Origin of the sequence: Vibrio sp. Vb1127 (genome assembly GCF_033338735.1) — a bacterium.
GTDB lineage: Bacteria > Pseudomonadota > Gammaproteobacteria > Enterobacterales > Vibrionaceae > Vibrio > Vibrio alginolyticus.
The window spans coordinates 14,916-33,251 of record NZ_JAWOTF010000031.1 but is presented as its reverse complement, the minus strand read 5'-3'; the positions used below and the strand labels follow the sequence as shown (position 1 = coordinate 33,251).

At 45.7% G+C, this 18,336-nt stretch carries 15 protein-coding genes; 12 read left to right on the top strand and 3 right to left on the bottom strand.

All coding sequences use genetic code 11. The features are described 5' to 3' along the window. Nucleotides 1–696 precede the first annotated feature (696 nt). Nucleotides 697–1,824 (bottom strand): tRNA epoxyqueuosine(34) reductase QueG, encoded by a 1,128-nt coding sequence (gene queG / locus R7H07_RS22135; protein ID WP_065274931.1) that lies wholly within the window; start codon nucleotides 1,822–1,824, stop codon nucleotides 697–699. Nucleotides 1,825–2,100: 276 nt separating this feature from the next. On the opposite strand from queG, the gene tsaE reads away from it, so the two are divergent. The 8 genes from tsaE to hflC all read left to right on the top strand — a co-directional run bounded on the left by tsaE (nucleotide 2,101) and on the right by hflC (nucleotide 11,248). Then, the gene (tsaE, locus tag R7H07_RS22130; protein WP_005381372.1) at nucleotides 2,101–2,565 is read left to right on the top strand and encodes a tRNA (adenosine(37)-N6)-threonylcarbamoyltransferase complex ATPase subunit type 1 TsaE; all 465 of its coding nucleotides are present in this window, start codon (nucleotides 2,101–2,103) and stop codon (nucleotides 2,563–2,565) included. Further along, on the top strand, nucleotides 2,559–4,268 hold the full coding sequence (locus R7H07_RS22125) for an N-acetylmuramoyl-L-alanine amidase (protein WP_025768796.1): 1,710 nt from the start codon (nucleotides 2,559–2,561) through the stop codon (nucleotides 4,266–4,268). The genes tsaE and R7H07_RS22125 overlap by 7 nt, the downstream gene beginning before the upstream one ends. An 18-nt stretch (nucleotides 4,269–4,286) precedes the next feature. Next, nucleotides 4,287–6,299 (top strand): DNA mismatch repair endonuclease MutL, encoded by a 2,013-nt coding sequence (mutL, locus tag R7H07_RS22120; RefSeq protein WP_025768795.1) that lies wholly within the window; start codon nucleotides 4,287–4,289, stop codon nucleotides 6,297–6,299. Beyond that, nucleotides 6,296–7,228 (top strand): tRNA (adenosine(37)-N6)-dimethylallyltransferase MiaA, encoded by a 933-nt coding sequence (gene miaA, locus R7H07_RS22115; protein WP_053303035.1) that lies wholly within the window; start codon nucleotides 6,296–6,298, stop codon nucleotides 7,226–7,228. Before mutL ends, miaA begins: the two co-directional genes overlap by 4 nt. Before the next feature lie 194 nt (nucleotides 7,229–7,422). Continuing rightward, nucleotides 7,423–7,686 carry an RNA chaperone Hfq gene (gene hfq / locus R7H07_RS22110; protein ID WP_005381379.1) on the top strand — a complete coding sequence of 88 codons (264 nt, stop codon included), beginning with the start codon at nucleotides 7,423–7,425 and terminating at the stop codon, nucleotides 7,684–7,686. A 38-nt stretch (nucleotides 7,687–7,724) separates the two neighbouring features. Beyond that, on the top strand, nucleotides 7,725–9,014 hold the full coding sequence (gene hflX, locus R7H07_RS22105; RefSeq protein WP_206960051.1) for a ribosome rescue GTPase HflX: 1,290 nt from the start codon (nucleotides 7,725–7,727) through the stop codon (nucleotides 9,012–9,014). 45 nt (nucleotides 9,015–9,059) lie between these two features. Continuing rightward, nucleotides 9,060–10,265: an FtsH protease activity modulator HflK gene (gene hflK / locus R7H07_RS22100; protein ID WP_005381381.1), complete on the top strand. Its 1,206-nt coding sequence runs from the start codon at nucleotides 9,060–9,062 to the stop codon at nucleotides 10,263–10,265. 2 nt (nucleotides 10,266–10,267) lie between these two features. Further along, nucleotides 10,268–11,248: a protease modulator HflC gene (gene hflC / locus R7H07_RS22095; protein WP_005381382.1), complete on the top strand. Its 981-nt coding sequence runs from the start codon at nucleotides 10,268–10,270 to the stop codon at nucleotides 11,246–11,248. 63 nt (nucleotides 11,249–11,311) lie between these two features. Here hflC and R7H07_RS22090 read toward each other — a convergent pair whose 3' ends face one another. Beyond that, on the bottom strand, nucleotides 11,312–11,497 hold the full coding sequence (locus R7H07_RS22090; RefSeq protein ID WP_005381383.1) for a DUF2065 domain-containing protein: 186 nt from the start codon (nucleotides 11,495–11,497) through the stop codon (nucleotides 11,312–11,314). Nucleotides 11,498–11,669: 172 nt separating this feature from the next. Between R7H07_RS22090 and R7H07_RS22085 the strand changes: the two genes are divergently transcribed. Together R7H07_RS22085 and motX are read left to right on the top strand one after the other, a co-directional pair. Then, nucleotides 11,670–12,986 carry an adenylosuccinate synthase gene (locus R7H07_RS22085; protein WP_005381385.1) on the top strand — a complete coding sequence of 439 codons (1,317 nt, stop codon included), beginning with the start codon at nucleotides 11,670–11,672 and terminating at the stop codon, nucleotides 12,984–12,986. A 216-nt stretch (nucleotides 12,987–13,202) separates the two neighbouring features. Continuing rightward, nucleotides 13,203–13,838: a flagellar protein MotX gene (gene motX / locus R7H07_RS22080; protein ID WP_025768793.1), complete on the top strand. Its 636-nt coding sequence runs from the start codon at nucleotides 13,203–13,205 to the stop codon at nucleotides 13,836–13,838. Nucleotides 13,839–13,918: 80 nt separating this feature from the next. On the opposite strand, the gene hmpA is transcribed toward motX, so the two are convergent. Beyond that, entirely contained in the window at nucleotides 13,919–15,103 is a 1,185-nt protein-coding gene (gene hmpA / locus R7H07_RS22075; RefSeq protein WP_025768792.1) for an NO-inducible flavohemoprotein, read from the bottom strand. 157 nt (nucleotides 15,104–15,260) lie between these two features. Between hmpA and nsrR the strand changes: the two genes are divergently transcribed. Next, on the top strand, nucleotides 15,261–15,686 hold the full coding sequence (nsrR, locus tag R7H07_RS22070) for a nitric oxide-sensing transcriptional repressor NsrR (protein WP_017633731.1): 426 nt from the start codon (nucleotides 15,261–15,263) through the stop codon (nucleotides 15,684–15,686). Nucleotides 15,687–15,801: 115 nt separating this feature from the next. Continuing rightward, entirely contained in the window at nucleotides 15,802–18,309 is a 2,508-nt protein-coding gene (gene rnr / locus R7H07_RS22065) for a ribonuclease R (protein ID WP_017821742.1), read from the top strand. The last annotated feature ends 27 nt before the right edge of the window (nucleotides 18,310–18,336 follow it).

The following is an 18,336-nucleotide window of genomic DNA, read 5'->3' as shown; positions in this document are numbered from 1 at the left end:
GCGGGGTGGAGCAGCTTGGTAGCTCGTCGGGCTCATAACCCGAAGGTCGTCGGTTCAAATCCGGCCCCCGCAACCAAATACAAGACGATAGATTGAGTACTTATTTAGTATACAATTGTTAAGTCGTCTACGGATGCGCCGCTTGATTCAACGCCTGCTTCTCGCAACCAATCACATCGCTCTTTTCATAATGCTGCGAAGCATGAATCCCCAAAAGCTAAACTTTTATCCGCATCATATGATGTCGGACGATTTCGTTTGTGTTTAAAACACGATATGAATCGGCTGACGTACAAGTATGATGAGGCTTCGCGTGTTTTATCTACTTTAATTAACAGAGTTATCCACATACGTCGTTCTGTGGATAAGTTGGTTGATAAAGTGTTTTTAGCTTGACTTTTTATGATGGGGAAGAAAGATCTTTTCTCTAAAATGAAGTTGAAACAACAAAGAAATACCAATTAAATCTTTGTTATATAAAGAAAAAATAAGTTTTTTGTCGGATCGAGTACGTTAAAATACGATCATTAACTGGTATTTTTTTGATCCTAGTCATTTCTCCGAGCTGTGTTTAACTTTTTTCTGCTAGCTTGTTTTTCTTGAATCTCAAATTTTTTTCCACATTACAAAATTGAGAACAAGGTCATGAATTGAACATGCAAAAGTACTTTCAATCTCTTGCATATAGACTACGCTCTATGCGTCTCTCGGCAGTCCCTTCTCGACTATCCTTATTAAGCGTTGCTTTTTTGTCTCTATAGATGAATTACTCTCAGTGGGGAGTTGATTCAGTTGCTCTGTCAAAGCCCATTTAATGTGCTCATCAAGTAATTTATTTTCACCTTGCCGACTTTCCAGCGCATCTATGATTCGCTGACTATATTCTGCATTACCAAGTGCGACAGCGATGTTACGTAGCCACTGTATATGACCAATACGACGGATAGCGGAGCCTTCCATATTTTTTAGAAAAGTCGCTTCATCCCAGTTAAACATGTCGACGAGGTCAGGGTTTTTGAAACTGTCACGACGGTGGAAATCATCTTGCTCCGTTATGTCGGCGTAGCGGTTCCATGGGCAAACCAATTGACAGTCGTCACAACCATAAATGCGGTTACCCATTGGCTTTCGAAACTCTTCAGGAATCACGCCACCGAACTCGATGGTGAGATAAGAGATACAACGCCTGGCATCGACAACTTTGTCTTCAACGATGGCTTGTGTTGGGCATGATGTAATGCATGCTTTGCATTTACCGCACTGATCAACGCTTGGCTCATCTACGGGTAGTGGTAAGTCGATAAGTAGTTCACCTAAAAAGAACCACGATCCACAGTCTTGATCTAAAATCAGGGAATGTTTCCCGGTCCAACCTAAGCCCGCTTTTTGGGCGAGAGGTCGCTCTAATATTGGTGCGGAATCAACGAAAGGTCGGTAACCATATTGACCAACCTCTTGTTCAATAAGTTTGCCGAGCTTATTTAGCTGCTTTCTGACGAGCTTGTGATAATCGCGCCCTAGTGCGTAGCGGCTAATATAGGCATGACTTTTATTCGCGAGGTTCGAAGCGAATTGAGCCTCTGGTGGCAGATAGTCCATCCGGACGCTGATAACACGAACGGTTCCCGGGAGTAGCTCATGGGGTCTAGCACGCATCATACCGTGACGAGCCATCCAATCCATTGAGCCGTGATAGCCTGCATCAAGCCATTTTTGTAGTGCTGCTTCATGTTCACTCAGATCAACGTCGCAGATCCCAACTTTTTGGAAGCCGAGTTCTTTTCCCCAAACTTTGATTTGTTGTGCGAGTTGTTCGTAGTTCATGTTAACCACCGGAATAAAGGGGGGCGGATCTTAACGGATCTCTGGCTTTGGTGCTACCCAGTTAGGTACGTTTTTGATGTTGTGAATACTGCTTATTGAAGTCATTTGCATATATTCTAAATCTAGGTCGATACTAAGATGATTAAGATACCGTTTATTGGATACTTTTTTCGCACATATGACATTTGAAAGCTTGTCTCTCAAAACCAACACGGTTTACTATTCCTGTTCTTTTGATTTTTATATAGTCAACGATCATTAGTTAGAGAAGCATCAATGAGCACGAAACAATTCAATTTAAAAGATGAGCATGAAACGGTTGCACTAGGCACCGCTTTGGCTCAGCTTTGTTCCCAGCAAACCACAATTTATCTGCATGGTGATTTGGGTGCAGGTAAAACAACCTTTAGTCGTGGTTTTGTCCGTGCTCTTGGTCATCAAGGTAACGTGAAAAGTCCAACTTATACTCTAGTCGAACCGTACCAGTTGGATCAGTGGCAAGTATATCACTTCGACCTTTATCGTCTTGCGGATCCTGAAGAGCTTGAGTTTATGGGTATTCGAGACTATTTCACAGACGATGCGATTTGCTTGGTTGAATGGCCTGAAAAAGGGCATGGCTTACTGCCACAACCGGATCTTGATGTAAACATTCGCTACCAAGGTGAGCAACGTGTAGCCGAACTAACAGCTAATAATGATTATGGTGTGCAGTTACTCAGTCGATTGGAGCTATGTTGAGTTTTTCAAATTTTAGAGTAGTGGCGACGTTTGTCGCCACTTTTCTCCTTCTCATCCCCAATTTAGCATTTGCTAACGTCGTTAAGAGTTTTCGAGTTTGGCCTTCACCTGATGAAACGCGTGTTGTCATCGATTTAGGCTCGGAAGCTGACTATTCCTATTTCTCTTTATCAGGGCCGGATCGCCTTGTCGTGGATTTAAAAAGCACGACGATGCAGGCCAGACTGCCTGTTACTGTTACGGATAGCCCTGTTTTAAAACTGGTACGAAAAAGCTCGCCTCCAGAGAAGGGCACTTATCGTTTGGTGTTTGAACTAAAAAAGAGCGTTCAAGCGGAATTATTTAAATTAAGCCCAACACCAGGTGGGCAGTATGGTCACCGCTTGGTGATTGATTTACCGCACGGTAAGAAGGCATCGACCTCTAAACCGAGTAAGCCAGCGGCGGCCAGCAAAGACATGAGTTCAGTTCAACGAGCTCAAGAAGTGTTAATTGTTATCGACCCTGGTCACGGTGGGGAAGACCCTGGCTCTATTGGCCCTTCACGTCGTAAGTACGAGAAAGATGCGGTATTGAGTATCTCAAGAAAAATTGCTGCTCAGCTCGATGCGACTCCTGGTATTAAAACGCGCATGACTCGTACGGGAGATTATTTTGTAAACTTAAACCGTCGTGTCGCGATTGCTCGTGAAAATGATGCGCACTTGCTGATTTCCATTCACGCAGATGCGTTTACTTCACCGAAGCCTCGCGGTGGATCGGTCTTCGTACTAAATACTCGTCGTGCAAATACCGAAATTGCTCGTTGGGTCGAGAACCATGAGAAACAGTCTGAGTTATTGGGCGGCTCGGGTAATGCGTTCTTCACGAAGACAAAAGATCGTAACGTGAACCAAACTTTGTTGGACTTGCAGTTTAGTCATTCACAAAAAGAAGGCTATAAGCTGGCAACAGAAATCCTAGGTGAGATGGGACGTGTTGCGCACCTGCATAACACCAAACCGATCAACACCAGCCTTGCGGTTTTACGCTCTCCACAGATTCCGTCTGTGCTAGTGGAAACGGGCTTTATTTCTAACCCAACAGAAGAGCGTTTACTGTTTCAACGAGCGCACCAAGATAAGTTAGCTCAGGCTATCACTAAGGCGGTCGTCAAGTACTTAAAAGATAACCCACCAGAGGGTACGGTGTTCTCGCCTTCAGCGAAGCCAATGGTACATATTGTAAAGCGTGGCGAGTCATTATCGGTGATCGCGAACAAATATGGGCTTAGCTCTAAAGCGCTGATGTCGGCAAACAACTTGAAGTCGACAGGCTTGGCAATTGGTCAGAAGCTCAACATTCCTTCTGCTGGTACGATTAAAGTGCCAAGTAAACCGATTACTGTTGAGACAGAAACCATTACGCACAAGGTTAAGTCTGGTGAGTTCTTAGGTAAGATTGCGAATCACTATAAAGTGAAGGTTTCAGATATCCGCCGAGAGAATAACTTGAAGTCAGATACCTTGTGGGTAGGGCAAAAGTTGAAGATAACGGTCGCGGTAAAAGATAAACCGATTCGTAAGCACAAGGTTTCTCGGGGTGAGTTCCTTGGCAAAATAGCGTCCAAATACGGCGTTAGCGTATCGAGCATTCGTAAAGCGAATAACTTACGCTCTGATCAGCTAGCGGTTGGGCAAGTCCTGATCATTCCAAACAAGTAGGTGAGCTTCTAACTCATTATGACGATTAAAATTTTGCCAGCCAGACTTGCAAACCAAATCGCCGCAGGGGAAGTGGTCGAAAGACCTGCTTCTGTGATTAAAGAGCTGGTTGAAAATAGTCTTGATTCTGGCGCAACTCGAATCGATATCGATATCGAGAAAGGAGGCGCAAAGCTGATTCGTGTTCGTGATAACGGAAAAGGTATCGCGAAAGATGAACTTGGCTTAGCGCTCAGTCGTCATGCGACATCTAAGATACATACCTTAGATGATCTCGAAGCCATTATGAGTCTAGGTTTTCGCGGTGAAGCGTTAGCCAGTATTAGCTCAGTCTCGCGTTTGACGCTCACGTCGCGTCCTGCGGCACAAGAAGAAGCCTGGAGTGCCTACTCCGAAGGGCGTGATATGCAGGTGAAGCTTAAGCCAGCAGCGCACCCGATTGGCACGACTGTTGAGGTGTTGGACTTATTTTTTAATACTCCAGCGCGTCGCAAGTTTCTTCGTACGGAGAAAACCGAATTTGCTCATATTGATGAGTTATTGAAACGCATTGCGTTAAGCCGCTTTGATGTCACCATCAATGTGCGTCATAACGGCAAGATCATCCGTCAATATCGCGCGGCGAAAAATCAGCTTCAAACCGAAAAGCGTATTGCTGCTGTCTGCGGTAATGCGTTTGTGCGGCATATGCTCAGAATCGAGCTTGAGCATCAAGGGTTAAAGTTACATGGGTGGATTACCACACCAGAGGGAGCAAGGCAGCAAAGCGATTTACAATATTGCTATGTGAATGGCCGAATGATGCGTGACAAATTAATCAATCACGCGATTCGTCAAAGCTATGAAATGAGCTTAAAGCCAGATCAGTTTGCTGCGTATGTGCTCTTTATTGAGCTAGATCCGCACCAAGTAGATGTGAATGTTCACCCTGCTAAGCATGAAGTGCGTTTCCACCAAGCTCGTTTGGTGCATGATTTCATCTATCAAGCTTTGACGGATGCACTTTCACAAAGCGCCGTGATTGATAAACCACAGGTGAATGAATCGGCATTTCATCGCGTGGAACCGACTGAGTCTGAAGAGATTGAGCATTCGCCAGAGCCTGAAAAAGTACAAGAGCCAGCATCTTCACCAGTACCAGAACGGGTTTATCAAGCGATAGAGAGTACACCGGCTTATCCTGGACGCAGTGATTATGAAGTGAAGCCTCGTAATAGCGGTCCTAGTGAAACCTCCGTGCGAGAGGCGCGCGTAGTGGAGTCATTCAAACGTAATGATTGGGTGGAATCCAAACCCGCACCAAAGCCAAGTCACAGTAAAGAGCGCCACGTAGAACCAGCGCCAACTAAACAAGAAGTACGCGCTTATCACGAGCTGTTGAAAACGCCAGAGTTTGAGGCTCAGGCAGTCACTCCAATAGCGCCCCAAACGATAACTTCGCACACATCAATGCCATCGATTACTGCATTAGGCAAAGCGCTGATGGTGGTCGATGAACAATTTGTTTTGATGGGCAGTGACAGTGGGGCGGCGTTAGTCTCGTTACCTAGAGCAGAATTTTATCGTGTAAAAGGCCAGCTCACTCCAAGCGATGGTGCACTTAAGGCACAACCTCTGCTTGTTCCTCTATCTATTAAGTTAGAGGCCGAATTAGTGAGACTGGCCCAAGATTATCAACAAGATTTGGCATTGCTTGGTATTCAATTGAAAGCGAGAAACGAGCACGCCTTAATGGTGATGGGCGTTCCAGCTCCGCTGCGTCAACAAAACTTACAAAATTTAGTACCAGATCTGTTATCTTACGCGCAATCTTGTGTGAACGAAGGTATAGCAGCGGCTCAGATGCTGTCTGAGTTGATAGATTGGCTCGCATTACAGGTCACGACAGTGAAGAGTCACTATACTTTTTCTGAAGCCATTCAAATTATTGCGGAACTTGAACAGCTAAGACATGGTCAATTGCCATTAGAAGATACAAAATTCGTATCCGCTGTTGATTTCTCTGCCACGATAGCCAAATTAAAACCATGACAGATAAACTACCTTTGGCGCTATTTTTAATGGGGCCAACTGCATCAGGCAAAACTGAGCTGGCGATTAGTCTTCGTCAAAAATTTCCGATTGAGATCATCAGTGTTGATTCTGCTTTGATCTACAAAGGGATGGATATCGGTACGGCGAAACCGGATGAAAAAGAGTTAAGTTTGGCGCCTCATCGCTTGATAGATATTTTGGATCCAAGTGAATCTTACTCTGTCGCCGACTTTCGTCGAGATGCATTGAAAGCGATGGATGATATTGTTGCAGAAGGAAAAATTCCACTTCTTGTGGGTGGAACAATGCTGTATTACAAGGCGTTACTTGAAGGTTTATCACCACTTCCTGCTGCAAATCCTGAAATTCGTCAGCAAATTGAACAAGAGGCATTGACTAAAGGTTGGTCAGTGTTGCACGATGAACTCAAAGAGGTTGATCCTGTGTCAGCCGCGAGAATCCATCCCAATGATCCCCAACGTTTATCTCGGGCATTGGAAGTTTTTCGCATTTCAGGTAAAACTTTGACTGAATTGACTCAAACGAAAGGTGAAAGCCTACCATACCGAGTCAAGCAGTTTGCAATAGCTCCCAAGGATAGGGCAGAACTTCACCGTCGGATTGAACTCCGTTTCGAGAAGATGATGGAAGCGGGCTTTGAAGAAGAAATGAAAGCGTTACATTCGCGAAAAGATCTTCACCCCGATCTTCCTTCCATACGATGCGTCGGTTACCGACAGATGTGGGAGTATTTAGATGGGGAGTGTACACGTGACGAAGCGGTATTTCGTGGCGTATGCGCGACTCGTCAATTGGCCAAGCGTCAAATCACCTGGTTACGCAGCTGGGATGATTTAACTTGGTTGGATAGCGAGAACATTGAACAGGCATTAGAAACGATGTCGGAAGCAATAGCATCTGATTGACATAGCTGTGTATAATGTGATCGTTTTTGCGTGAACGCACTCTCAAAGGATCTGTTGTTGGCGGTTTTTATACTATGCTGCTAATTACTTAGAGTGCATTTTTGATTCGTTTAGCTCAGATGCAAAAGCCGTATCTTTTGCATTGCACCACTAGCTAAATAATTACAACTACAAATTAAATAAGGAAAATAAAAATGGCTAAGGGGCAATCTCTACAAGACCCATTTCTAAACGCGCTACGTCGTGAGCGTATCCCGGTATCTATCTACCTTGTGAATGGTATTAAACTACAAGGTCAGATCGAATCATTCGATCAATTTGTGATCCTGCTGAAGAATACTGTTAACCAAATGGTGTACAAGCACGCGATCTCAACAGTTGTGCCGGCTCGTCCAGTGAGCCATCACAGCGGTGAACGTCCACAAGGTGAGCGTCCACAAGAGAAATCAGAAGATTAATTCTTCATCGAGTATTTTTAAAATAAGGAGTTGATTGCTTGTTTGACCGTTATGAATCCGGTGAGCGAGCCGTACTTGTTCATATCAACTTCACGCAAGAAGGTGAATGGGAAGATCTGGCTGAGTTCGAAATGCTGGTTTCTTCTGCTGGGGTAGAGGCGCTACAAGTGGTAACTGGTAGTCGTCAATCCCCACACCCGAAATACTATGTCGGAGAGGGTAAGGCCCAAGAGATTGCTACAGCGGTACAATCAACGGGTGCCGAAATTGTGATTTTTAATCACGCCCTCTCTCCTGCCCAAGAACGTAACCTCGAAGCACTGTGCCAATGTCGAGTTCTCGACCGCACTGGTCTTATTCTCGATATCTTTGCTCAACGAGCTCGAACACACGAAGGTAAGCTACAGGCAGAGCTGGCTCAACTTCGTCATATCTCTACTCGTTTGATTCGTGGTTGGACGCACCTTGAAAGGCAGAAAGGTGGTATCGGTTTACGTGGCCCGGGTGAAACCCAGCTGGAAACCGACCGTCGCTTATTGCGTGACAGAATCAAAGCCATCCTGCGACGCTTAGACAAAGTAGCGAAGCAGCGTGAACAAGGGCGCCGCGCCCGAAATCGAGCTGAAATCCCAACGGTTTCACTTGTGGGTTACACCAACGCGGGTAAGTCGACACTCTTCAACCGTATTACAGAAGCTGGCGTGTACGCGGCTGATCAATTATTTGCTACTTTGGACCCGACTTTACGTAAGATAGAGTTAGCAGATGTTGGTCCTGCCATCTTGGCAGACACGGTTGGTTTTATTCGACATTTGCCACACGACTTGGTTGCGGCCTTCAAGGCAACCTTGCAGGAAACGCAAGAAGCTGACATTTTGTTACATGTTGTTGATGCCAGTGATGAGCGTTTTCGTGAGAATATTCAAGCTGTTCATGAAGTACTAGAAGAGATCGACGCGCATGAAGTGCCGACTCTGGTTGTCATGAACAAAATCGACAATCTAGATTCGCAGAAACCACGTATAGAACGAGACGAGGAAGGCGTACCTCGCGCAGTTTGGGTTTCAGCAATGGATGGGTTGGGCATTGATGTCCTGTTTGAGGCGCTGACGGAACGTCTGGCGTCACAAATGGTCGAGCATCAGTTGCGAATTCCTCCACAGTATCAAGGACGATTCCGTAGTACCTTCTTCCAAATGAAGTGTATTCAACGTGAGGAATATGACCAGGATGGTAACTTGTTGATCGATATTCGAATGCAGCAAGTAGATTGGTCTAGACTTGAAAAAAGAGAAGGGGCAGTTTTGACTGGCTTTATAGTCACTTAAAGGACTGCTACAGTATAACGTCATATCAAATGATGGAGCTTTCTAATGGCGTGGAATGAGCCTGGAAATAACAACGGCAACAATGGCCGCGATAATGACCCTTGGGGTAATAATAATCGTGGTGGCCAGCGTCCTGGTGGCCGAGATCAAGGTCCGCCAGATTTAGATGAAGTGTTCAACAAACTGAGTCAAAAGCTGGGCGGCAAGTTTGGTAAAAAAGGCGGCGGTGGTTCTCCAATCGGCGGCGGTGGTGGTAGTGCAATTGGCTTTGGCGTGATTGCTCTGATTGCTGTTGCAGTTTGGTTCTTCGCTGGTTTTTACACCATCGGTGAAGCAGAGCGTGGTGTTGTACTGCGTTTAGGTAAATACGATCGTATCGTAGACCCAGGTCTTAACTGGCGTCCTCGCTTTATTGATGAGTACGAAGCGGTAAACGTACAAGCGATTCGTTCACTACGTGCATCTGGTCTAATGCTGACCAAAGATGAAAACGTTGTAACAGTTGCGATGGATGTGCAGTACCGAGTGACTGACCCATACAAATACTTGTACCGTGTAACCAATGCAGACGACAGCTTGCGTCAAGCAACGGATTCTGCACTACGTGCAGTAATTGGTGACTCATTGATGGATAGCATTCTAACCAGTGGTCGTCAGCAAATTCGTCAAACTACGCAAGAAACACTGAACCAAATCATTGATAGCTATGATATGGGTCTGGTACTTGTTGATGTGAACTTCCAGTCTGCTCGTCCACCAGAGCAAGTGAAAGATGCGTTTGATGATGCAATCGCAGCACGTGAGGATGAAGAGCGTTTCATTCGTGAAGCTGAAGCATACAAGAACGAAATCTTGCCTAAGGCAACGGGTCGTGCAGAGCGTTTGAAGAAAGAAGCACAAGGTTACAATGAGCGTGTCACTAACGAGGCTCTTGGTCAGGTAGCACAGTTCGAAAAACTACTACCAGAATACCAAGCAGCGCCTGGTGTAACGCGTGATCGTCTGTACATTGACGCAATGGAAGAGGTGTACTCAAGCACTTCGAAAGTGTTGATTGACTCGGAATCAAGCGGCAATCTTCTTTACCTTCCAATTGATAAGTTGGCGGGACAAGAGGGCAAAGCAGATACCAAACGTAAATCGAAGTCATCTTCAACCTATGATCAAATTCAACTTGAGTCTGATCGTACACAAGAAGACACTTCGAACTCGCAGTCTCGTTCAACAGGTTCACGTCAAGGGAGATACTAAGAATGCGTAAGTTAATGATCCCTGTACTGGTAATCGCACTGGCATTAATGTTGATGTCTTTGTTTGTGATTCCTGAAGGTGAGCGCGGTATCGTGGTTCGATTTGGTCGTGTCTTGAAAGACAACAACGACATCACTCGAATTTACGAGCCTGGTCTGCATTTCAAGATGCCTTTGTTTGACCGTGTGAAACAACTTGATGCACGTATCCAAACAATGGATGGCCGTGCAGACCGTTTCGTAACGTCTGAGAAAAAAGACGTTATCATTGATACCTACGTGAAGTGGCGTATTGAAGATTTTGGTCGCTACTACCTCGCGACTGGCGGTGGTAACTCGCTAACGGCAGAGGCACTACTTGAGCGTAAAGTGACGGACGTGCTTCGTTCTGAAATCGGTGCTCGTGAAATCAAACAGATCGTATCTGGTCCACGTAACGATGATGTGCTACCAGAAGACGCAAGTGCCGATGTTGTCGCAACTGAAGCGGCTCGTGAGGCGCTTGAGATTGATGGTGAACGCGACCTAATCATGTCTGAAGTATTGAAAGACACGCGTGAAAGCGCAATGAAAGACTTGGGTGTTCGTGTCGTTGATTTCCGAATGAAGAAAATCAACCTGCCTGATGAAATCAGTGAGTCTATCTACCGTCGTATGCGTGCGGAGCGTGAGTCCGTTGCTCGTAAGCACCGTTCTCAAGGTCGTGAAAAAGCGGAAGTTATTCGTGCTCAAGCAGAACTAGAAGTAGCAACTATTCTAGCTGAAGCTGATAAAACTGCGCGTGTGACACGAGGTGAGGCGGATGCTGAAGCTGCGAAGATTTATGCTGAAGCATACAACAAAGACCCTGAGTTCTTTAGCTTCCTACGTTCGCTACGTGCGTATGAGAAGTCCTTCAGCTCTAAGAGCGATATTCTGGTGCTTGATCCGAAGAGTGAGTTCTTCCAATACATGAACCAGTCGAAGGGCAGCATGGAGAAATAATCTCCGCGTCTCATTGAAATAAAAGGCTCCTTAGGGAGCCTTTTTTGTATCTGATGCTAAGTGCTAGCTCATCATGATGGCGATGACGGCTCCAGCAACTACTAGGCAGCCACCGATGCGTCGTAGCTGATTGTTGGGTTGTTCACTTAATTGAGCCACCATATTCCGCCAACCGTTAGGAGCAATCAGTGGCCCAATGCCTTCCACGATCAAGACGAGCCCAATCGCCAACCATATGGATTCAGACATAGCGCTTTCCAGTCGAATAGAGAAAGCTAAATACTATCAGTGATATGCTGATTTCAAAATGAACAAAGCGGCAAGATGACATTCTGGTAGCAACTCTGTGAACAAAAAATGACTGCAAGAAGCGTGATTCGGTGCTAGAATCCATTTTTAACTAGCAATCAGACTTGGAAAGATGGGAAATAACGTAGTCGTTCTAGGCACCCAATGGGGTGACGAAGGTAAAGGTAAAATCGTAGACCTTTTAACTGAAGATGCAAAATACGTGGTACGCTACCAAGGCGGTCACAACGCAGGTCACACTCTCGTAATTGACGGTGAAAAAACCGTTCTTCACTTAATTCCATCAGGTATCCTTCGCGATAACGTAAAATGTGTTATCGGTAACGGTGTTGTACTATCACCTGAAGCTCTACTTAAAGAAATGAAGCCTCTTGAAGAGCGCGGTATTCCAGTACGCGAGCGTCTTTTCATTTCTGAAGCATGTCCGCTAATTCTTCCTTACCACGTTGCAATGGACCAAGCTCGCGAAATCGCTCGCGGTAAAAAAGCTATCGGTACTACTGGTCGTGGTATCGGTCCAGCATACGAAGATAAAGTTGCTCGTCGTGGTCTACGCGTTGGCGACCTATTCGATATGGCGACTTTCGCAGAGAAGCTAAAAGAAGTCATGGAGTTCCATAACTTCCAACTAGTTAACTTCTACAAAGCGGAGCCAGTAAGCTACGAAGAAGTACTTGAGCAAGCTAAAGGCTACGCTGAACTACTAACGTCAATGGTTATCGACGTAACTGACGAACTAGACGCAGCACGTAAGCGCGGCGACAAGATCATGTTCGAAGGTGCACAAGGTACACTACTTGATATCGACCACGGTACTTACCCGTACGTAACGTCTTCTAACACGACTGCTGGTGGTGTTGCTGCAGGTTCTGGTTTTGGTCCTCGTCACATCGGTTACATCTTGGGTATCGCGAAAGCGTACTGTACTCGCGTTGGTGCTGGTCCATTCCCGACTGAACTATACGACGGTTTAGATAAGCAAGATCCAATTGGTAAGCACTTAGGTGAAGTTGGTCACGAGTTCGGTGCGACAACTGGTCGTCTACGTCGTACAGGTTGGTTCGATGCTGTTGCTATGCGTCGTGCAATCCAAATCAACTCTGTATCTGGTTTCTGTCTAACTAAACTAGACGTACTAGATGGTCTAGAAGAGCTAAAAATCTGTACTGGTTACAAGATGGAAGATGGCTCCGTGCTAGAAGTTTCTCCGATGGCTGCTGAAGCATTCGAAAAAGCAACGCCAATCTACGAAACAATGCCTGGTTGGTCTGAGAACACATTTGGTGCTAAGTCACTAGATGCTCTACCACAAGCCGCTCTTGACTACATCAAGCGTATTGAAGAGCTAACTGGCGTTCCAGTAGACATCATCTCTACAGGTCCTGACCGTAACGAAACTATCATCAAAGTTCACCCATTCGAAGCTTAATTGATAGCCGTTAAAGATTGCAAAAGCCGACCTTATGGTCGGCTTTTTTGTATCTGAACAAAAACAGCGTGACTCTCATATGGCAAGCTTTTGCCGCTGAGCCTAAATCAGAGGCAAAAATTGTCTAAAGCTTAGCTGTTTTTTGCCGATAAGGTTATCAAGCAGAGGAGATCCTTCACCGATCTTTGGTTTCTTAGATACCTTAAGGGTACGTTTATGAAGTTACGAACAGTGGCTGCTTCACTGTTGTTGACCTTGGTTGCTACCACAGTGAAAGCTAATGTTGCTGATGTGGGGGCACCAGTTCCGATCTATACCGAAGCAGAGCTGATAAAGCTTATTGAGCAAAATAAGCACTTACAACGTGTGCGCGCTGATAACTGCCAGCTGGTGGAGGATATCATAGCTCGTGCGACTCGAATTAACTTACCCGCTTATGAATTTCTGTACGGAGATATGTTGGCTTGGGGTGTGTGTGTCGAGCAAGATGTCGAACTGGGTCTTTATTACATCGAAAATGCAGCGCATCAGGGGTTACCAGCTGCACTAGAGCAGATTGGCCGATACTATTCGCGTGGCACTTTAGTACAGCAAGATAAAGAACGTGCAATTCCATATTTGCGAGAAGCAGCGTCAATGGGAAACCTAAACGCGCGTATTCATCTGGCCGAGTTGCTTTTACGTGATTATGGCAGTCCACTCGATTACGAAGATGCGTATCGTTGGTTATATAACTCTGTCACAGCAGATAAGCGGCAGCATAAGCGCATAACTGTATTGAGAAACGGCCTTGAACAGCGCATGCCACAAAACGTTATTGCTCGAGCTAAACGGCGAGACACCTTTTGGTAACGCTTCAATATTGCAAACAACTTCATACAACAAAGCCCACGTCACGTGGGCTTTGTTGTTTTCCCGATAGTTGGTAGCGCTTAAACCACTTTGTGTGGACCGAAGCATTCGTAATGGAATTGCTCTTCTGGTACGCCAAGTTCTAATAGCTGTTTCGCTACGTGCTGCATAAATCCTACAGGACCACAGAAGTACACCTGCACGTTATCTTGCTTTAATGCAGCTTCAATTTCATACAGATTGACAAAGCCCGTGAAGTGGAAGTCTTCACCTAGCTTGTCTTCTGCCGTTGGTTGGTTATACCAAACGAGCGCGTTCATATTTTCTTTTTCTGCAACGAGTTGGTTTACGTGTTGCTTGAAAGCATGCTGTTGGCCATTTTCGGTTGCATGAACCCAAGTTACAGGTGCTTGATGTGCTGAGAGACTTTCTAGCATTGACAGCGTTGGAGTAAGTCCCACACCAGCAGAAATTAGAACAACGGGTGTTTGTGGTTCGGCATCCATAAAGAAATCACCGGCAGGGGCTGCAAGCTGCACTTTTTCGCCAATGTTCAGGCTATCGTGCAGGTAGTTCGACACTTTTCCGCCTTCTTCACGTTTTACTGAGATACGGTAGGTGTTCTCTTGGACCGCAGAAGACAGGCTATATTGGCGAATTTCTTGGTTTTCTAACTGGTCACTGTTGATGTAGATGCCAAGGTATTGTCCCGGTTTATACGGCGCCACTTTTTGACCATCGGTTGGCTTTAGCACAAAGCTGCAAATGTGTTCGCTCTCAATCTTTTTATCGACTAATTCAAATTCGCGTAGACCGCGCCAGCCGCCTTCCAAAGCTTCATTTTGTTGGTAAATTTGTTCTTCGCGCTGAATAAATACATTCGCAAGTACGCCGTAAGCCTCAGCCCAAGCATCCAACACCTCTTGACCTGGATTAAAAAGCTCATCGATTGTCGCAAGTAAATGCTTACCAACGATTTGGTACTGATCTTCTGTGATCAAAAAGCTCGTGTGCTTATGCGCAATTTTCTCTACTGCGCCAAGCAGAGCTGGCAAATTTTCAATATTGGCAGCATAGGCACAGATAGCGTTGAATAATGCTTCACGCTGATCGCCGTTACGCTGGTTACTCATGTTAAAAATATCTTTCAACTCAGGGTTATGAGTAAACATACGCTCGTAAAAGTGCGCGGTCAGTTTTGGTCCTGTTTCGGCGATGAGTGGTGCGGTCGCTTTGACGATCTCGATAGTTTGATTGCTGAGCATAAGGGCTTCCTACTTTAAGTTGTATTTATAATGCATGTTTAAAGTTGTATCTCAAATGTATCTTTCGATCAAGAAAAGATTTACACTTTTATCGATAGCTCAAGTTTGGGGTTTTAGCATCACCAGCGGGTTATTGAGTCGCACTTTGGGAGAGAATATGCAGTTAACTAGTTTCACTGATTATGCGTTGAGAACCTTAATTTTCTTGGCTTCGTTGCCGGAAGATGAGTTAACCAGCATTACCGAAGTGACGGATTTATTTGGTGTGTCGCGCAACCATATGGTTAAAGTTATCAATCGGTTAGGACAGTTGGGTTATGTCCATACCGTGCGCGGAAAAAACGGTGGTATCCGGCTGATGAAGCCAGCATCTGAAATCACAGTCGGTGGTGTTGTGCGCGATTTAGAGCCGTTAGATTTAGTCAACTGTGGTGTGGATTTTTGCCATATTACCCCTGCTTGCCGCCTCAAAGATAAATTGGCGAAAGCAAAAAGTGCCTTTCTGGCGGAGTTGGATAACTGCACGATTGAATCCTTGCTCAGTGACAATTCTGAACTTTTGATCTTGCTGGCTCGTCCTTAACTCATTTGCATGCCTAGAGTCGATCTCGATCATTCTTTTTTCAAAGCAATTCTGTAGCTTATCGAGAGACTCAGATATACTAGCCATATACCTTCCTTGCTAGATAGGCGTGCCTATGTCAGACAATATTCCAAACGATCCTTTTGCAGATCGTGAATCCAAAAATTACGAAAATCCAATTCCAAGCCGAGAGTTTATCATCGAGTTTCTAGAGCAAGCGGGCGTTCCAATGAATCGTAACGACTTGTTTGAGGCACTAAAGCTTGAGGGCGAAGAGCAATACGAAGGGTTGCGTCGTCGGCTACGTGCGATGGAGCGAGATGGCCAACTGGTGTTTACCCGCCGTCAGTGCTATGCATTGCCTGAAAAACTTGAAATGGTGAAAGGTTACGTGATTGGTCATCGTGATGGCCATGGTTGGGTACGTCCAGAAGGCAGCGTCGGCAAGGATGATGATATTCTGTTACCGCACCATCAGATGAAGAACATCATCCACGGTGATTTTGTCTTAGTGCAACCTACAGACAACAGCAAGCGCGGCCGCCGTGAAGGACGTTTGGTGCGTGTGCTAGAGGAGCGTAATGATCAAATCGTCGGTCGTTTCTTCCTTGAATATGGATACTCCTACGTTGTCCCAGATGACTCGCGTATCAGCCAAGATATCCTGATCCCAAATGAGCACAAAGCGGGTGCACGCATGGGTAACGTAGTCGTAATTGAAATTACTGATCGTGGCTCACGCTCACGCGGCATGATGGGTAAAGTGGTTGAAGTCCTTGGTGAAAACATGGCACCAGGTATGGAAACACAAATTGCGATTCGTACACACCAAATTCCTCACGAGTGGCCAGAAGCCGTCGATAAACAAATCGAAAACTTGGGCGAAGAAGTACCAGAAGAAGCCAAAGTTGGTCGTGTGGATCTACGTGATTTGCCACTAGTGACCATTGACGGCGAAGACGCACGAGACTTTGATGATGCCGTTTACTGTGAAAAGAACAAAGAAGGTGGTTGGCGTTTATGGGTAGCGATTGCTGACGTCAGTTACTACGTTCGTCCTGACTCTGCGTTGGACAAAGAAGCGATAAATCGTGGTAACTCAGTATATTTCCCGTCGCAAGTTGTGCCGATGTTGCCAGAAGTACTATCGAACGGCCTATGTTCGCTCAACCCGCAAGTAGATCGCTTGTGTATGGTGTGCGAAATGACCATTTCCGATACAGGTAAGCTGTCTGGTTACAAGCATTACGAGGCGGTGATGAACTCGCACGCTCGTCTCACATATAGCAAAGTGAGCGCGATTCTAGAAGGGGATGAAGAACTACGTGAGCGCTACCAGCCGCTTGTTTCTCATCTAGAAGAGTTGCACAAGATGTACAAAGTGCTGAAAGAAGCACGAGATCAACGCGGTGCAATCGAATTTGAAACCGTTGAAACCAAATTTATTTTCAATGCGGAACGTAAAATCGAAAGCATTGAGCCAGTAATTCGTAATGACGCGCATAAGATCATCGAAGAATGTATGATTTTAGCCAACATTGCTTCGGCATCGCTGGTAGAAAAAGCGAAAGAGCCCGCGCTTTATCGTATCCACGAATCTCCAGGTGAATTACGCCTGCAAGGTTTCCGTGACTTCTTAAGTGAACTTGGTCTTGAGCTAAAAGGTGGTTTAGAGCCTTCACCAACGGACTATGCTGATCTCGCACGTCAAATCTCCGGGCGTCAAGATCAAGAGTTGATTCAGACCATGCTGCTACGCTCAATGAAGCAAGCGGTATACAACGCAGATAACGCGGGGCACTTTGGGTTGGCATTGAAACGCTATGCGCACTTTACGTCGCCAATTCGTCGTTACCCTGACTTGTTACTTCACCGTGCAATCAAGTATCTGATTGCTAAAGAAGAAGGTCGTAATCAAGATCGCTGGACACCAACAGGTGGCTATCATTACTCGTTTGACGACATGGATTTTTACGGCGAACAATGTTCGATGACAGAGCGCCGTGCTGATGATGCAACACGTGATGTTGCGGATTGGCTGAAGTGTGAATATATGCAAGACCACGTCGGTGACGAACTAGACGGTGTTATTGCTAATGTCACTAGCTTTGGCTTCTTTGTACGTTTAACGGATTTGCACATCGATGGTTTGGTACATATTTCTACCCTTGCGAACGACTACTATCAATTTGACCCGATTGGTCAACGACTTATTGGTGAAAGTTTCGGTAACATCTACCGCTTAGGTGATGCAGTAAAAGTAAAAGTACTGGCTGTTAACCTCGATGATAAGCAAATTGACTTTGAATTGGTCGAAACAAGTCGTAAGCTACGCGGCGAAGGTAAGACTGCGAAGAAACGCGCAGCGGAAGCAAAACGCAAAGCGAAAGATAAAAAACGCGCTGCGACTCGCTCTTCATCGAAAGAAGGTGGCGCGGCTCGTGCAGTTCCTGCGATAGAGCCAACTAAACGCCCAGAAGAAACGGGTGCAACGAGTAAGCGTAATGGCCCAAAACGTGGTGACGCCGAAGGCAACGAGAAGCCTAAAGTGAAAAAAGCACGTAAAAAGAAGCCGCACAGTAAGCCGAAGAAAACCAAGCGCACTAAAAAAGAAGCGCAGTAGGTTGAAGCGCCAACTTAGTTCAAACTC

Excerpts from the sequence above, each read along its gene's own strand:
- motX (WP_025768793.1), top strand. The coding sequence starts at position 13,203 with ATGAAGTTACGAACAGTGGCTGCTTCACTGTTGTTGACCTTGGTTGCT.
- hfq (WP_005381379.1), top strand. The coding sequence starts at position 7,423 with ATGGCTAAGGGGCAATCTCTACAAGACCCATTTCTAAACGCGCTACGT.
- hmpA (WP_025768792.1), bottom strand. The coding sequence starts at position 15,103 with ATGCTCAGCAATCAAACTATCGAGATCGTCAAAGCGACCGCACCACTC.
- hflK (WP_005381381.1), top strand. The coding sequence starts at position 9,060 with ATGGCGTGGAATGAGCCTGGAAATAACAACGGCAACAATGGCCGCGAT.
- queG (WP_065274931.1), bottom strand. The coding sequence starts at position 1,824 with ATGAACTACGAACAACTCGCACAACAAATCAAAGTTTGGGGAAAAGAA.
- miaA (WP_053303035.1), top strand. The coding sequence starts at position 6,296 with ATGACAGATAAACTACCTTTGGCGCTATTTTTAATGGGGCCAACTGCA.
- rnr (WP_017821742.1), top strand. The coding sequence starts at position 15,802 with ATGTCAGACAATATTCCAAACGATCCTTTTGCAGATCGTGAATCCAAA.
- tsaE (WP_005381372.1), top strand. The coding sequence starts at position 2,101 with ATGAGCACGAAACAATTCAATTTAAAAGATGAGCATGAAACGGTTGCA.
- mutL (WP_025768795.1), top strand. The coding sequence starts at position 4,287 with ATGACGATTAAAATTTTGCCAGCCAGACTTGCAAACCAAATCGCCGCA.
- R7H07_RS22090 (WP_005381383.1), bottom strand. The coding sequence starts at position 11,497 with ATGTCTGAATCCATATGGTTGGCGATTGGGCTCGTCTTGATCGTGGAA.
- hflC (WP_005381382.1), top strand. The coding sequence starts at position 10,268 with ATGCGTAAGTTAATGATCCCTGTACTGGTAATCGCACTGGCATTAATG.
- nsrR (WP_017633731.1), top strand. The coding sequence starts at position 15,261 with ATGCAGTTAACTAGTTTCACTGATTATGCGTTGAGAACCTTAATTTTC.
- R7H07_RS22125 (WP_025768796.1), top strand. The coding sequence starts at position 2,559 with ATGTTGAGTTTTTCAAATTTTAGAGTAGTGGCGACGTTTGTCGCCACT.
- R7H07_RS22085 (WP_005381385.1), top strand. The coding sequence starts at position 11,670 with ATGGGAAATAACGTAGTCGTTCTAGGCACCCAATGGGGTGACGAAGGT.